Origin of the sequence: Leucobacter sp. L43 (assembly GCF_016597785.1) — a bacterium.
Taxonomy (GTDB): domain Bacteria; phylum Actinomycetota; class Actinomycetes; order Actinomycetales; family Microbacteriaceae; genus Leucobacter; species Leucobacter alluvii.
Map to the genome: position 1 here is coordinate 1026767 of NZ_JAENJG010000001.1, position 15324 is coordinate 1042090.

Consider the following 15324-nt stretch of genomic DNA (forward strand, 5'->3'; position numbering starts at 1 on the left):
ACTACGCCCCCTTCACTGCGTTGCGAACGAATACGAGACGACCGCGCGCTCCGGGAACCGCACCCTTGACCAGGATGAGACCCTTCTCGGCGTCGACCGCCTGAACGGTGAGGTTCTGCACGGTGACGCGCTCGCCACCCATGCGACCGGGCATGCGCTGGCCCTTGAAGACACGACCGGGAGTGGCTGCGCCACCGATCGAGCCGGGCTTGCGGTGGTTGCGGTGCGCGCCGTGCGACGCGCCAACGCCCTTGAAGTTGTGACGCTTCATGGCGCCGGCGAAGCCCTTGCCCTTCGAGGTGCCGACGACGTCGATCAGCTGACCGGCTTCGAAGGTGCCGTCGACGGTGAGCTCCTGACCGAGCGCGTACTCCGACGCATCGGAGGTGCGGACCTCGGTGAGGTGACGGCGCGGCGTGACGCCGGCCTTCTCGAAGTGACCTGCGGTCGGCTTGTTCACCTTGCGGGGGTCGATCTGACCGGCGGCGATCTGCACGGCGCTGTAGCCGTCGACCTCTGCGGTGCGGATCTGGGTGACGACGTTCGGTGCCACCTCGATGACGGTCACGGGAACGACGTTCCCGTTCTCGTCCCATACCTGCGTCATACCGAGCTTGGTGCCCAGAAGACCCTTCACGTTACGTACTACTGACATGTCCGGATCCCCCCTTAGAGCTTGATCTCGATGTTGACGTCGGCAGGCAGGTCAAGACGCATGAGCGAATCGACAGCCTTCGGGGTGGGATCGACGATGTCGATGAGACGCTTGTGCGTGCGCTTCTCGAAGTGCTCGCGGCTGTCCTTGTACTTGTGGGGCGAACGGATCACTGCGATCACGTTCTTCTCCGTCGGGAGCGGCACGGGGCCGATCACGGTCGCACCCGCGCGGGTCACCGTGTCGACGATCTTGCGCGCGGAGCTGTCGATGACCTCGTGGTCATACGACTTCAGTCGGATGCGGATCTTCTGTCCCGCCATGTGACTCTCTACTTTCTACTTGCGTCGTACCACCACCCGGAGGTCGTGGCATTGGACGTCTTACGTACCAGCGCCCTGGCTGCAGCGCTTTCGCGCTTCGTGCTGGGTCTCTGTTCACCTGTCAAAACCGGCCGGCCCGTATGGACGGGCGAGGCGGCCCCGCGCGCACGAAAGCGGCCGGACTCACGTCTGGCCGCCGAACGGCGTGCAGGTCTCGTTCGCTACCCGCGGCCTAACCGGAACCCCGAGCGAGCGGGGCGGTTATGCACTGCCTGGCAGTGATCCGCACCGAGGCGCGGAGTACTGAACCTGTCTATTCTCGCACGGGGGACGCCGCCGTGCAACCCGGGCGTGTCGCGCTCGTCAGCCGCGACGCGGCAGGAGTCTCGGGAGCAGCAGGTAGAGCACCAGGACGGCGAGACCCGCACCGAACAGCGCGATCGCACCCGCCGTACTGGTGAACACGGACCCGAGTCCGAGCAGCGAGGTGGCAAGTGTTGCGCCGGCCGTCATCGCAGAGGCCTGCACGTGCGAATATCCCAGCTGCTGAATCCGCTGGTACGTATGCTCCTTGTGCGGTTCATCCCAGCGGCGCCCGGCCCGCACGCGCTTCACGAGCGTCACCGCGACGTCGCCGAAGTAGATCACCATGGGCCCGATCGTCGCCAGCAGCGGAACCCCGGCCACCAGCGCAGCGAAACTCGTGATCGCCGTCGCACCGCCGAGCAGATAGCTCCCGACATCGCCCAGGAACGCTCCGGGTTTCGTCAGGTTCCACGGGAGGAAGCCGCCGAATCCGGCGGCGAGAACGAGGCCGGCCGCGAGTAGCCAGGGAAGCCCGAGGAACCAACCTGCTGCCGCGAACGTCAGACCTGCGATGACGCCGTGGAACCCGCTGATGCCGTTCAATCCGTCCATGAAGTTCGCGACGTTGATGTAGCTCGAGATGAAGAGCACCGCGTAGATCGCCAGGAGCAGCGCTCCCCAGAGCGGGAGGCCGGGACCGGCGAGAACGAGGATCGCGACCGCTGAAGTGAGTGCGATCACCAGCAGCAGGACGCTGCGGACCCCCACGCTCAGCCCCCAGAGATCTTCGGCGAATCCGAGCAGCCCTGCAGCGAACGAACCGACGACGACCGTCAGCAGGAGCCGCGTGTCCCCCGCTCCGGTGTGCTGCGCGACCACCGCGAACCCGCCGGCCGCGCCCATCGCGATGAGCACGGCCAACCCGAGGCCGCGCAGCACCGGGCGCTCGTGAGAGGAGCGCTCGTTGGGGACGTCCATGATGCCGAGCCGCACGAGCAGGGGCCGCACGAGGTACGGCAGCAGGATGCTCAGGACGAGTGCGAGAACGCCCGCAACCAGGGCGATCGCGAACGGCGTCACTGCACCCGCTCCTCAGCCGCCGCGGTCAGGTCCATTCGCGCGACCCATCCCTCGTGATCGAGCACCGCAGGCGAAATGGAATCGACCCTCGCGTGGGAGATCTTCGGGTGATAGGGGCGCTCATCGCCCTCTCCCTCCCCGACAAGCTCCTCGTGCAGCTTCTCGCCGTGCCGGAGTCCGGTGAAGACGATGTCGACGTCGCGGCCGGACTGCGCGATCATTCGCTTCGCCACGTCGAGAATGCTCACCGGCTCCCCCATGTCGAGGATCAGCACTTCTCCGGGGCGACCGATGCCGCCCGCCTGCACGACCAACTGGCACGCCTCAGGGATCGTCATGAAGAACCTGGTCACGTTCGGATGCGTCACGGTCACGGGGCCACCGGCCTCGATCAGCTTCCGGAATGTCGGAAGCATCGATCCGCGGCTGCCGATCACGTTCCCGAAGCGCACCGAGAGGTACCGCTGACCCGTGTGCTCCGCCATCCAGGCGGTCAGCTTCTCCGCCACGCGCTTCGAGTGTCCGAGCACGCTCGTCGGATTCGCGGCCTTGTCCGTCGAGATGTTGACGAACGTCCCGACCTCTGCCGCCTGCGCCGCGCGCAACACGTTCAGCGTTCCGAGCACGTTCGTCTTCCACGCCTCATCCGGGTACTGTTCGAGCATCGGCAGATGCTTGAGGGCCGCGGCGTGGAAGACCACCTCCGGTCGCCGTTCGCGGAACAGGCGCTCGAGGGCTCCGGCGTCTCGGATGTCGGCGAGCACCACGTCCTGGGTATCGAGCAGACCGTGACCGCTGATCGACAGCTGCGTCTCCTGCAGCGCCGTCTCGTCTCGGTCGAGCATGATGAGTTCCCGCGGCGCGAATCGAGCGAGCTGCCGGCAGAGCTCGGACCCGATCGACCCGCCGGCCCCTGTGACCAGCACCCGCCGATCCTGGAGGTACGAGGCGATCGACTCGGTCTCGAGCCGTACCGGGTGCCGGCCGATGAGATCCTCGATGGAGAGCTGCCGCACGTCGGAGATCACCGAGTTGTTTCGGAGGATCTGGTCGAGCGGCGGCAGCACCATCGCCGTCATCCCCGCGCGGTTCGCGGCCTCATCGACGCGGCGCATCAGTCCCGCGTCGGCGTCGCCGATGCAGATGATGAGCTTCGTGGCACGCGTGAGCCGAGCGACCTCCGCCAGGTCGTCGAAGCCGCCAAGTACCCGCACGCCGCGCACTTCCTGCCGGCGCTTCTTCGGGTCGTCGTCGATGAAGCCCACCGGGAGCGCCGAGCCCTTCGCGTCCGTGAGCAGGCGCTTCGCGGTCTGCACACCGAGATATCCCGCGCCGTACAGCAGTGTGCGCTCCGCCTCCGAGCCGGGCAGCATCTGGCGCTCCTGGTACAGGCGCATCACGTATCGCGCGACCCCCATCAGGCTGAAGGTGATCGGCGCCGCGATGAAGAGCGTGCTGCGTGGAATGCCGTTTCCGTACCCGACCAGGTACGCGAACAGCCATGCGACGACCATCACCGCGGTGATATCGAGCACGAGCACCCGCACCTCGTCGAAGCTGCCGATCTGGTATCGGTTGCGGTACAACCAGGAGAGCCAGCCGACCACGAGCTGGAGCAGCACCGTGACGCCGATGACGACGAGCGTCCACCCCCAGTGGATCCTCATCAGGTTGAAATCGAACCGCAGCACGAGCGCTGCAAGGATTCCGACACCCCACGCTCCGGCGTCGGCGAGGAACAGGACGCCGTACTGCCGGGCGAAGTGGCCGATTCGGCCCGCGGCGGACTGCGGCACGTGGGCTCCCTTCGTTCCGCCCGAATCCGGTGACATCGGGCGTGGATCAGCTTCGAGAATACCGCGCGGCACCTGCGCAGAAGCGGAGGCCGCGCGGGCGGGCGGGAACGGCAGAACCCCCGAGGACGGATCCCCGGGGGTTCTGGTACTCCACGGTCAGACCATGGGTACGGGTAGTGCTACGAGACTTACTCGACGACCTTGGTCACCGTGCCGGCGCCGACGGTGCGGCCACCCTCACGGATCGCGAAGCCGAGGCCCTCTTCCATAGCGATCGGCTGGATCAGCTCGACCGACATGTCGGTGGTGTCACCGGGCATGACCATCGGCTTGTCCTCGGGAAGGGTGATGACACCCGTCACGTCCGTGGTACGGAAGTAGAACTGCGGACGGTAGTTCGTCTCGAACGGGTTGTGGCGGCCACCCTCATCCTTCTTGAGGATGTAGGCGGTGCCCTCGAACTTAGTGTGCGGGGTGATCGAGCCCGGGGCCACGACGACCTGGCCGCGCTCGACATCTTCGCGCTTCGTGCCGCGGAGCAGCAGGCCACAGTTCTCGCCGGCCCATGCCTCGTCGAGCTGCTTGTGGAACATCTCGATGCCGGTGACCGTGGTCTTCTGCGTCGGGCGCAGACCCACGATCTCGACCTCGGAGTTGATCTTCAGCGTGCCGCGCTCGGCGCGACCCGTGACGACGGTGCCACGACCGGTGATCGTGAAGACGTCCTCGACGGGCATCAGGAACGGCTTGTCCTTGTCGCGCACGGGATCCGGGATGCTCTCATCGACGGCTTCCATGAGCTCGACGATCGAGTTGACCCACTTCTCGGTGCCCTGAAGCGCCTCGTAGCCCGACACGCGGACGACGGGGACGTCGTCTCCCGGGTAGCCCTGCTTGGAGAGCTCCTCGCGGACCTCCATCTCGACGAGCTCGAGGATCTCCTCGTCGTCGACCATGTCGCTCTTGTTGAGGGCGACGAGCAGGTAGGGAACGCCGACCTGCTTGGCGAGCAGGATGTGCTCCTTGGTCTGAGCCATCATGCCGTCGGTCGCTGCAACCACCAGGATCGCGCCGTCCATCTGGGCGGCACCGGTGATCATGTTCTTGATGTAGTCAGCGTGACCGGGTGCATCGACGTGAGCGTAGTGACGCTTGTCGGTCTCGTACTCAACGTGCGAGATGTTGATGGTGATGCCGCGCTGGCGCTCCTCGGGAGCCGAGTCGATCGTGTCGAAGTCGCGCTGCACGTTCACGTCTGACGGGAACTTGTCGGCGAGGGTCTTCGAGATCGCCGCAGTAAGAGTCGTCTTACCGTGGTCGACGTGACCGATCGTTCCGATGTTTACGTGCGGCTTGGTCCGCTCGAACTTGGCCTTCGCCACTATGGTCCTCCTCAGGACGTCGAGTACCGTTTTCCTCCGACGGTTTCGGAGGACACGAATACGGGGTTGGTGTCACTATGTTACAAGCTCAGCGCTGTGATCGCGACCTGAGCGGGCCGGCCGGCGGTGATGCGAGGCACCTCCGCCGACCGGCGGGCGAAATTACTCGCCCTTGGCCTTCTGGATGATCTCTTCGGAGACGGCCTTCGGAACCTCGGCGTACGAGTCGAAGGTCATCGAGAACACCGCACGACCACTGGTCTTCGACCGGAGGTCGCCGATGTACCCGAACATCTCGGAAAGCGGGACGAGGGCGCGCACGACCTTGACGCCGCTCGCATCCTCCATCGACTGGATCTGACCGCGACGCGAGTTCAGATCGCCGATGACGTCGCCCATGTACTCCTCGGGAGTACGCACCTCGACCGCCATGAGCGGTTCCAGCAGGACGGGCTGCGCGAGACGCGCGGCCTCCTTGAACGCCATCGAACCGGCGATCTTGAACGCCATCTCCGAGGAGTCGACGTCGTGGTACTGGCCGTCGAGCAGCTGCGCGCGCACGTTCACGACCGGGAAGCCGGCCAGGATGCCGTACTGCATCGCGTCCTGGATGCCCGCGTCGACCGACGGGATGTACTCGCGAGGAACGCGACCACCGGTCACCTTGTCCTCGAAGAGGTACACCTTGTCGTCTTCGTTCTCGAGCGGAGCGAGCGAGATCTGCACCTTGGCGAACTGACCCGAACCACCGGTCTGCTTCTTGTGGGTGTAGTCGTACTTCGGCACCTCGCGACGGATCGTCTCGCGGTACGCGACCTGCGGCTTGCCGACGTTCGCCTCGACGTTGAACTCGCGCTTCATGCGATCGACGAGGATGTCGAGGTGGAGTTCGCCCATGCCCGCGATGACGGTCTGGCCGGTCTCGGCGTTGAGGCTCACGCGGAACGTGGGATCCTCTTCGGCGAGCTTCTGGATGGCGACGCCGAGCTTCTCCTGGTCGCTCTTCGTCTTCGGCTCGATCGCGACCTCGATGACGGGCTCGGGGAACGTCATCGACTCGAGGACGACCTGGTTCGCGGAGTCCGACAGCGTATCGCCCGTCGTGGTGTCCTTGAGACCGATCACCGCGTAGATGTTTCCGGCGGTGAGCTCGTCGACCGGGATCTCCTTGTTGGCGTGCATCTGGAAGATCTTGCCGATGCGCTCCTTCTTGCCCTTGGTCGAGTTGACGACCTGGGTGCCAGAGGGAACGTTGCCGGAGTACACGCGGACGTAGGTCAGACGACCGAAGAACGGGTGCACGGCGATCTTGAAGGCGAGCGCCGAGAAGGGCTCGCTGGCCGAGGGCTTGCGCTCGATGACGATCGACTCGTCACGCGGGTCGTGCGCCTCGATCGAGCCGACGTCGAGCGGGTTCGGCAGGAAGTCGACGACCGCGTCGAGCATCGGCTGGATGCCGCGGTTCTTGAACGCCGAGCCACAGTACACGGGGTAGATCTCGTTGTTCACGACGAGCTTGCGGATTCCCGCCTTGATCTCGTCGATGCTGAGCTCTTCACCCGCGAAGTACTTCTCGAGGAGAGCATCGTCAGCTTCGGCGACTGCCTCGACGAGCTGAGCGCGGTACTCCTCGGCCTTCGCCTGCAGATCGGCGGGGATCTCCTGCGTCTCGTAGGCAGCGCCCAGCGAGACGTCGCCCTTGGCGTCGCCTTCCCAGACGAATGCCTTCATCGAGAGGAGATCGACGACGCCGATGAAGTCGGACTCGGCGCCGATGGGCAGCTGCATGACGAGCGGCTTCGCGCCGAGTCGGCTGACGATGGTGTCGACCGTGAAGTAGAAGTCGGCGCCCATCTTGTCCATCTTGTTGACGAAGCAGATGCGGGGCACGCCGTACTTGTCAGCCTGACGCCAGACGGTCTCCGACTGGGGCTCGACGCCCTCCTTGCCGTCGAACACGGCAACCGCGCCGTCGAGCACGCGGAGCGAGCGCTCCACCTCGACGGTGAAGTCGACGTGGCCCGGCGTATCGATGATGTTGATCTGGTTCTTGTTCCAGAAGCACGTGACGGCAGCGCTGGTGATGGTGATACCGCGCTCCTTCTCCTGCTCCATCCAGTCAGTCGTCGAGGCGCCGTCGTGCGTCTCACCCAGCTTGTGGTTCACACCCGTGTAGAACAGGATGCGCTCGGTGGTGGTGGTCTTGCCGGCATCGATGTGCGCCATGATGCCGATGTTGCGGACCTTACTCAGGTCGGTGAGCACGTCTTGTGCCACAGGGTTCTCCTCCGGGGTGGGGGTGAAGTATCGGGAGATGTCGACTCGGCTGCCGAACTGCGCCGTCCAAGTCGCGGGGCGAGGCCCCGGGTGCGGCGGAGGGATGCGAACGCGCATCCCTCCGCCGCGAGGGTTCTACCAGCGGTAGTGAGCGAACGCGCGGTTCGACTCGGCCATCTTGTGCGTGTCCTCACGGCGCTTCACAGCGGCACCGAGGCCGTTGGAAGCGTCGAGGATCTCGTTGGTGAGGCGGTCGGTCATCGAGTTCTCACGACGAGCCTTCGCGTAGCTGGTGAGCCAGCGGAGGGCGAGCGTGTTCGCACGGTGAGGCTTGACCTCGACGGGCACCTGGTAGGTGCTGCCGCCGACGCGGCGCGAGCGGACCTCGAGGGTCGGGCGCACGTTGTCGAGCGCCTTCTTGAGGACCGTCACGGCATCCTGACCGGACTTCTCGGCAACGGTCTCGAGTGCACCGTAGACGATGCGCTCGGCGAGACCCTTCTTGCCGTCGAGGAGGATCTTGTTGACGAGCTGGCTGACTACGGGCGAGCCGTAGACGGGATCAGCGACGACGGGGCGCTTGGGAGCGGGACCTTTACGGGGCATTACTTCACCTTCTTTGCACCGTAGCGGCTACGAGCCTGCTGGCGATCCTTGACCGCCTGCGTGTCGAGCGCGCCGCGCACGATCTTGTAACGAACACCGGGGAGGTCCTTCACACGACCACCGCGCACGAGCACCAGCGAGTGCTCCTGCAGGTTGTGGCCCTCGCCCGGGATGTAGGCGGTGACCTCGGTGCCGTTGCGGAGCTTCACACGGGCAACCTTGCGCATTGCCGAGTTGGGCTTCTTCGGAGTGGTGGTGTACACACGCGTGCATACGCCAGCCTGCTGCGGGTTCGCCTTCAGAGCGGGCGCTTTGGTCTTAGTGACCTTCGGCGACCGGCCCTTGCGAACCAACTGCTGAATGGTAGGCAATAGTTCTCCTCATTTGTCCTGCACGGTGACAGGAATGCTTCAATGGATGAGCATGTGCGACCGCTTGCGCGACCGCTGACCTGCTGTTCCGCAGAGCGGAACCGAGTGCAGGTATGCCGTGGGGGCCCACTTCTCGCGAAGCGTCCGACCCTGTGGCGCAGTCCCCCGAAACCTCCGTGCAGGCACGACGGAGTCGGTGGAACACACCAGCACACAACTATACGCCGAGGATCCTGCTTTGGCAATGAGTGAGAGCCGGGACCTCAACTCGGCGGTTCGAGGTTGCGACTCAGATCGTCGAGCATGCTCTGGACCTGCGGCTCGACGAAGCGATGCACCGCCGTCTCGATCCGTGCGCGATGCGCGACGAGCGCGAAGCAGACCTCCTGGCCGACCGCGTCAGCCTGCGCATCGGCGAGTTCGATCTCCCGGCGCAGCCGAAGCTTCTCATCCGGATTCAGCGGCGGCCTCGGCAACGGGGGCGCGGGGCGCGATTCCTCTGCGAGGCCGGCGAGGGTGAAGAGGAACGGCTGCGCATCGTCGCCTGGCTCCGGATCGGGATCGAGCCCGTCGTACTCCGGTTCGAGCCCGTCGGCCGGATCGTACCCGCCCGCTTCCCAGATTTCAGCGCCCTCCAGCTCCGCGTGCAGGGCGGGGAGCCGCGCCGCGGTGAACTCCTCAACGCGCTTGTCGATGATGCGCTGCAGGCGCGACACCAGCGCGTGCGCAACCTGGTGCGGGACGTCGTCGGTGAGCCCCGCAGCGGCGAGCATGGGCGACCCGGTGCAGCGCCGGCAGACCCGTGAACGACCGCGGTGCGTTCCCGGGCTCCACCGCGGCACCCAGCGCAGCCAGGAGTCGACGGCGGCGTCGACCCGGTTCTCGATGCTCGTCGCCACGATCAGTCGGTCTCCTCGTCGCGTTCCCACGGCCACCGAGGCGGAGGCCGGTCCGTGTAGACCCGCCTCGCGAGCACTGCCCAGAACAGCAGCGCAGCAGCGGCCCAGATGACCGGAAGCGCGGCGGCGAACGGGCTGAGCCAGGTCTCCGCCACCGTCATCCCGGCGAGCATGCCGAGCAGCCCCCACCAGAGATAGATGCCGGCGGCGACGGCGATGATCGACGACCAGGCGGGCTCTCGCCTGCCGCGCAGCAGCGTGATCGCGTGACGCCACAGCCCGACGGCGAGCAGCGCGAGACCGCCGACCAGCGTGAGCGGCGCGGTGGAGGACGGGACGCCGGGCGAGGTCACGGGGTCCCGGTCGAGCATCAGCGCGAGACCTCCCCATACGGCGACGAGCAGCGCGGTCGCGACGATGACCGCTGCGCCGATCAGCGCCGCGACGTAGCCGCGGGTCACTCCGCGACGCGGCTCGTGAGTCATGCCTGAGCGGAAGCCTTCGACTCTGCGAGGGAGGCCTCGTAGTCGGCGAGCTCACGAGCATTGCGCTGCTTCATCCGACGGCCGCGACCGCCGATCCAGGCCCCGAACCACACCGTGACCTCGCGGGCGACGAGTGCCGCACCGAGGGCGGGAACGGTCAAACCGAATCGCGTGACGAGGGTGTGCAGGTCGCCCGACCACCCGCGCGTCCCGCCGAGCATCTCTCTCGGGCTCTCGAACGGCGTTCCGAAGTACGCGAGACCGAGGGTGACCGCCGCCCAGACGAGCGCAGCGACGAAGAATCCGCCCAGCACGTACGCCCACCAGCCGGCACGGCCCGCGATGAGCACGAGCAGCACGAGACCCACGAAGAACGCGACGGCCCCGGCGATGACCGGCCACGAGGTCAACCACGGGACGAGGCCGTCAGTGAGGAACGACGAGGGCGGGAACATCGGCGCCAGCCAGAGCGCGAGCACACCGGCCAGCACGGCGGCGAAGCCGACCGTCGCGAGGATCGCGATGAGTACGCCGGCGCCGCGATTCCCCTTGATGTCCGGAGGCATCGGCGTCTGCACGTAGAGCCCGGCCATGGGATGGTCGGAGCTGATCCGGATCTCGCCGTCGCGCTCGCGCGTCGTCGACTCGTCGGCCGCGGTGGGGAGGTCGTCGAGTGCCGGCAGCGCCGCGGTCTCCTCCCGCGTGAGCGTCGCCGATGAGGCTGCCCGCTCCGTGGGCGGCTCCATGTCGAGTTGCGTGTCCACCAGCGATGCCTGCTCGCGGCGAGCTCGCTCAGCGTCCTCCTCGACTCCCGGAGCCGACTCAGGCTCCCCGGCTTCGCGCGCGACGACGTCTGTCTGCGTGGACACGTGCTGCTCCCCCGCACCCTCGTCAGTGCTCGAGGTGCGCGAGCGCTGCACGGCGCGGAGCACCTCCGTGCGGCTCGCCTCCGTCTCTTCAACCGGGGCCCCCGGATTGCCGGCGGTCTCGGGGGTTTCCGCCGCCCTCGACGCGGATCCCTCGCGCTCGTCGCTCATCGCTTCACCTCTCGTAGCGGATCGGGATGTCCGGCGCAGATTTCGCGCCTGACACGATCATGTGCGGCAACAGTACAAGGTGGAGGCGCCCATGCGGGTTTCCCGCGCCGCGATGCGGGAAGACGCGGAATGCGAAACGGGCGCCCGCACCCGGAGGTGCGGACGCCCGTGACGCTGGCCGAGCCGACTAGCTGTAGTTGCCCGGGTTGAACTCGTCAGCCGTGAAGCTGTCGAAGTCCACGAACGAGAGGTCGTTCTCGTCGAAGGTGCCCTCGGTCGCGAAGAGGCGATTCGGGTAGCGCTCCGCCTTCGCCTCCTCGGTCGCAGCCACGTCGACGTCGCGGTAGACGCCGAGGCCGGTACCGGCGGGGATCAGCTTTCCGATGATCACGTTCTCCTTCAGACCGATGAGCGGATCTCGCGATCCCTCCATCGCAGCCTGGGTGAGCACGCGCGTCGTCTCCTGGAAGGAGGCTGCGGAGAGCCACGACTCGGTCGCGAGCGACGCCTTAGTGATACCCATGACCTCAGGTCGCGCCGTTGCCGCACGCTTCGTGTCGAGCAGCGCTTCGCGGTTGATCCGCTGGTAGCGCGCACGATCGACGAGCTCGCCCGGGAGCAGCTCCGTCTCGCCGTGATCGACGACGGTGACCTTGCGCAGCATCTGGCGCACGATGACCTCGATGTGCTTGTCGTGGATCGGCACGCCCTGCGAGCGGTAGACGCCCTGCACGCCTTCGACGAGGTACTTCTGCACCGCGCGCTCGCCCGGGATGTGCTTGCCGCCCTCGGTGGAGCCGACCTGGAGGATGTCCTTCGGGTCGAGCGTTCCCGCGAGGAAGGGCTGACCCAGCTCCACGTGATCGCCGTCTTCGACGAGCAGCGTCGAGCGCTTCAGCACCGGGTATGCCTTCTCCTCGGTGCCGTCATCCGGCGTGAGGAGAATGCGACGGCTCTTCTCGGAATCGTCGATGACGACGCGACCCGCAGCCTCGGCGATCGGCGACGCACCCTTCGGGGTACGAGCCTCGAAGAGCTCCTGCACACGGGGCAGACCCTGCGTGATGTCGTCCGCCGATGCGGAACCACCGGTGTGGAAGGTGCGCATCGTCAGCTGCGTGCCGGGCTCACCGATCGACTGCGCCGCGATGATGCCGACGGCCTCGCCGATATCGACGCGCTGACCGGTCGCGAGCGAGCGGCCGTAGCAGGTCGCGCAGACGCCGACGGCCGACTCGCAGGTGAGCACGGAGCGCACCTTGATCTCGGTGACGCCGCCATCGACGAGCTTCTCGATGAGCACATCGCCCACGTCCTCGCCCGCCTGGGCGACGACTGCGCCCTCGCCGTTCACCGCGTCAGCGGCGAGCGTGCGGGCGTAGACCGAGTTCTCGACGTTCTCGTCGCGCACCAGCACGCCGTTGGCGTCAGGGGCGGCGATCGGGAGATCGAGACCGCGACGGGTGCCGCAATCCTCTTCGCGGATGATGACATCCTGCGACACGTCCACCAGACGACGGGTGAGGTATCCCGAGTCGGCGGTGCGGAGCGCGGTGTCGGCCAGACCCTTTCGAGCACCGTGGGTCGCGATGAAGTACTCGGCGACCGACAGGCCCTCGCGGTACGAGTTGATGATCGGGCGAGGAATGATCTCACCCTTCGGGTTCGACACCAGGCCGCGCATACCGGCGATGTTGCGGATCTGCAGCCAGTTACCACGAGCACCGGAAGACACCATGCGGAAGATCGTGTTGTCCTCCGGGAACTGCTCGCGCATGGCGGCGGCCACCTCATCGGTCGCCTCCGTCCAGATCTCGGTCAGCGCCTTCTTGCGCTCGCTGTCCTGGATCATGCCGCGCTCGTAGTCGCGCTCGACCTTCGCCGCGCGCTTCTCGTGCTCGGCGATGATCTCACCCTTGTTGGAGGGCGTCACGACGTCTGAGAGCGAAACGGTCACACCGGAGCGCGAAGCCCAGTGGAAGCCCGCGTCCTTGATGCGGTCGAGCGTCGCCGCGACCTCCACCTTGGGGTAGCGCTCGGCGAGATCGTTGACCAGGCTCGAGAGCGTTCCCTTGTCTGCGACGCGCTCGAAGTAGGCGTAGTCGGCCGGCAGCGCCTCATTGAAAATCGCTCGTCCGAGCGACGTCTCCACGAGCACCGGCTTCTCCGACGTCACGCCGTTCTCGTCGGTGTACCCGATCAGACGGATCTTCACGAGCGCGCCGAGGTCGAGGGTGCCCTCGTCCATCGCGAGAATCGCTTCGGCGATCGATCCGAACGCACGGCCGGTGCCGACGGAATCGCGCTTGATCGTCGTCAGGTGGTGCAGGCCGATGATCATATCCTGCGACGGCAGGGTGACCGGGCGCCCGTCGGAGGGCTTCAGGATGTTGTTCGACGCGAGCATGAGCACGCGCGCTTCGGCCTGGGCCTCCACCGAGAGCGGCAGATGGACTGCCATCTGGTCGCCGTCGAAGTCCGCGTTGAACGCAGCGCAGACGAGGGGGTGCAGCTGGATGGCCTTGCCCTCGACGAGCTGCGGCTCGAACGCCTGGATACCCAGGCGGTGGAGCGTCGGTGCGCGGTTGAGCAGCACGGGGCGCTCGCGGATGATCTCCTCGAGCACGTCCCACACCTCGGAGCGCGCGCGCTCGACCATGCGCTTCGCGGCCTTCACGTTCTGCGCGTGCGACAGATCCATGAGGCGCTTGATGACGAACGGCTTGAACAGCTCGAGCGCCATCTGCTTGGGCAGACCGCACTGGTGCAGCTTGAGCTGCGGGCCGACGACGATGACCGAACGCCCCGAGTAGTCGACGCGCTTGCCGAGCAGGTTCTGACGGAAGCGACCCTGCTTGCCCTTGAGCATGTCGCTCAACGACTTGAGGGCGCGGTTGCCGGTGCCCGTCACGGGGCGACCGCGACGGCCGTTGTCGAACAGTGCGTCGACGGCCTCCTGCAGCATGCGCTTCTCGTTGTTCACGATGATCTCCGGCGCGCCCAGGTCGAGCAGGCGGCGCAGGCGGTTGTTGCGGTTGATCACGCGACGGTAGAGATCGTTGAGGTCGGAGGTCGCGAAGCGGCCGCCGTCGAGCTGCACCATCGGGCGGAGCTCGGGCGGGATCACGGGAACCACGTCGAGCACCATCGCGGCCGGGCTCGCACCCGTCTGCAGGAAGGAGCTGACCACCTTGAGGCGCTTGATCGCGCGGATCTTCTTCTGGCCCTTGCCCTCGGCGATCTGCAGGTGCAGGGTCTCCGATTCGGCGGCGAGGTCGAACGACTCGAGACGCTTCTTGATCGCCTCGGCGCCCATGTACGCCTCGAAGTAGTCGCCGTAGCGATCCTGCAGGTCCGCGAACACCGCGTCCTCGGGCTTGAGGTCGCCGACCTTCAGGTTGCGGAAGTCCTCCCACACGCGCTGCAGACGAGCGATGTCGTCGTCGAAGCCCTTGCGGATGGCGGTCATCTCCTTCTCGGCCGAAGCCTCGGCGCGACGGCGCTGATCGGCCTTCGCCCCTTCGGCTTCGAGCGCTGCGAGGTCGGATTCCGCCTGCTGCTGACGCTGCGCGATCGAGATGTCGCGCTGATCCTCGAGCGCCTTCAGCTCGAGACGCAGCTCGGCTTCCAGTTCGCCCAGGTCCTCGTGACGGCCCTCTTCATCGATGTCGATGATCATGTACGCCGCGAAGTAGATGACCTTCTCGAGGTCCTTCGGCGCCATGTCGAGCAGGTAGCCGAGACGCGACGGCACGCCCTTGAAATACCAGATGTGCGTCACGGGCGCAGCGAGCTCGATGTGGCCCATGCGCTCACGACGGACGCTGGACTTCGTCACCTCGACGCCGCAGCGCTCGCAGACGATGCCCTTGTAGCGGACGCGCTTGTACTTGCCGCACGCGCACTCCCAGTCGCGGCTCGGCCCGAAGATCTGCTCGCCGAACAGACCGTCCTTCTCGGGCTTCAGCGTGCGGTAGTTGATGGTCTCCGGCTTCTTGACCTCGCCGAACGACCAGCTGCGGATGTCTTCAGCCGTGGCGAGACGGATCTGCAGCTCGTTGAAACTCGTACCCTCGAGCAAAATGTTCTCCTTGGGGATTTCAGTAA

At 66.4% G+C, this 15324-nt stretch carries 12 protein-coding genes; all 12 read right to left on the minus strand.

Features of this window, described 5'->3' with window-relative positions:
- Position 1: 1 nt before the first annotated feature.
- Positions 2-655, minus strand: a complete 654-nt coding sequence (gene rplC / locus JE033_RS04860) for a 50S ribosomal protein L3 (protein ID WP_090147108.1) — start codon at positions 653-655, stop codon at positions 2-4.
- 14 nt (positions 656-669) lie between these two features.
- Positions 670-978, minus strand: a complete 309-nt coding sequence (rpsJ, locus tag JE033_RS04865; protein ID WP_010156393.1) for a 30S ribosomal protein S10 — start codon at positions 976-978, stop codon at positions 670-672.
- A 363-nt stretch (positions 979-1341) separates the two neighbouring features.
- On the minus strand, positions 1342-2364 hold the full coding sequence (locus JE033_RS04870) for a UDP-phosphate alpha-N-acetyl-D-fucosaminephosphotransferase (RefSeq protein WP_200329811.1): 1023 nt from the start codon (positions 2362-2364) through the stop codon (positions 1342-1344).
- Positions 2361-4160, minus strand: a complete 1800-nt coding sequence (locus tag JE033_RS04875) for a nucleoside-diphosphate sugar epimerase/dehydratase (RefSeq protein WP_090147476.1) — start codon at positions 4158-4160, stop codon at positions 2361-2363. The genes JE033_RS04870 and JE033_RS04875 overlap by 4 nt, the downstream gene beginning before the upstream one ends.
- Before the next feature lie 188 nt (positions 4161-4348).
- Positions 4349-5542, minus strand: a complete 1194-nt coding sequence (tuf, locus tag JE033_RS04880; protein ID WP_090147100.1) for an elongation factor Tu — start codon at positions 5540-5542, stop codon at positions 4349-4351.
- Between the two features lie 162 nt (positions 5543-5704).
- Entirely contained in the window at positions 5705-7819 is a 2115-nt protein-coding gene (fusA, locus tag JE033_RS04885) for an elongation factor G (RefSeq protein WP_090147097.1), read from the minus strand.
- A gap of 135 nt (positions 7820-7954) precedes the next feature.
- Positions 7955-8425, minus strand: coding sequence for a 30S ribosomal protein S7 (gene rpsG, locus JE033_RS04890; RefSeq protein ID WP_010156386.1), 471 nt, complete (start codon positions 8423-8425; stop codon positions 7955-7957).
- Positions 8425-8796, minus strand: coding sequence for a 30S ribosomal protein S12 (gene rpsL / locus JE033_RS04895; RefSeq protein WP_010156385.1), 372 nt, complete (start codon positions 8794-8796; stop codon positions 8425-8427). Before rpsL ends, rpsG begins: the two co-directional genes overlap by 1 nt.
- 263 nt (positions 8797-9059) lie before the next feature.
- The gene (locus JE033_RS04900) at positions 9060-9695 is read right to left on the minus strand and encodes a spermidine/putrescine ABC transporter substrate-binding protein (RefSeq protein ID WP_090147094.1); all 636 of its coding nucleotides are present in this window, start codon (positions 9693-9695) and stop codon (positions 9060-9062) included.
- A 2-nt stretch (positions 9696-9697) separates the two neighbouring features.
- Positions 9698-10180, minus strand: coding sequence for a hypothetical protein (locus JE033_RS04905; RefSeq protein WP_200329813.1), 483 nt, complete (start codon positions 10178-10180; stop codon positions 9698-9700).
- The gene (locus tag JE033_RS04910) at positions 10177-11217 is read right to left on the minus strand and encodes a hypothetical protein (protein WP_200329815.1); all 1041 of its coding nucleotides are present in this window, start codon (positions 11215-11217) and stop codon (positions 10177-10179) included. The genes JE033_RS04905 and JE033_RS04910 overlap by 4 nt, the downstream gene beginning before the upstream one ends.
- Positions 11218-11404: 187 nt before the next feature.
- Positions 11405-15298: a DNA-directed RNA polymerase subunit beta' gene (gene rpoC, locus JE033_RS04915; RefSeq protein ID WP_090147087.1), complete on the minus strand. Its 3894-nt coding sequence runs from the start codon at positions 15296-15298 to the stop codon at positions 11405-11407.
- Positions 15299-15324: the final 26 nt, after the last annotated feature.

Coding starts and splice junctions, on each gene's coding strand:
- rplC (WP_090147108.1), bottom strand. CDS start 655: ATGTCAGTAGTACGTAACGTGAAGGGTCTTCTGGGCACCAAGCTCGGT.
- rpsJ (WP_010156393.1), bottom strand. CDS start 978: ATGGCGGGACAGAAGATCCGCATCCGACTGAAGTCGTATGACCACGAG.
- rpsG (WP_010156386.1), bottom strand. CDS start 8,425: ATGCCCCGTAAAGGTCCCGCTCCCAAGCGCCCCGTCGTCGCTGATCCC.
- JE033_RS04905 (WP_200329813.1), bottom strand. CDS start 10,180: ATGACTCACGAGCCGCGTCGCGGAGTGACCCGCGGCTACGTCGCGGCG.
- JE033_RS04910 (WP_200329815.1), bottom strand. CDS start 11,217: ATGAGCGACGAGCGCGAGGGATCCGCGTCGAGGGCGGCGGAAACCCCC.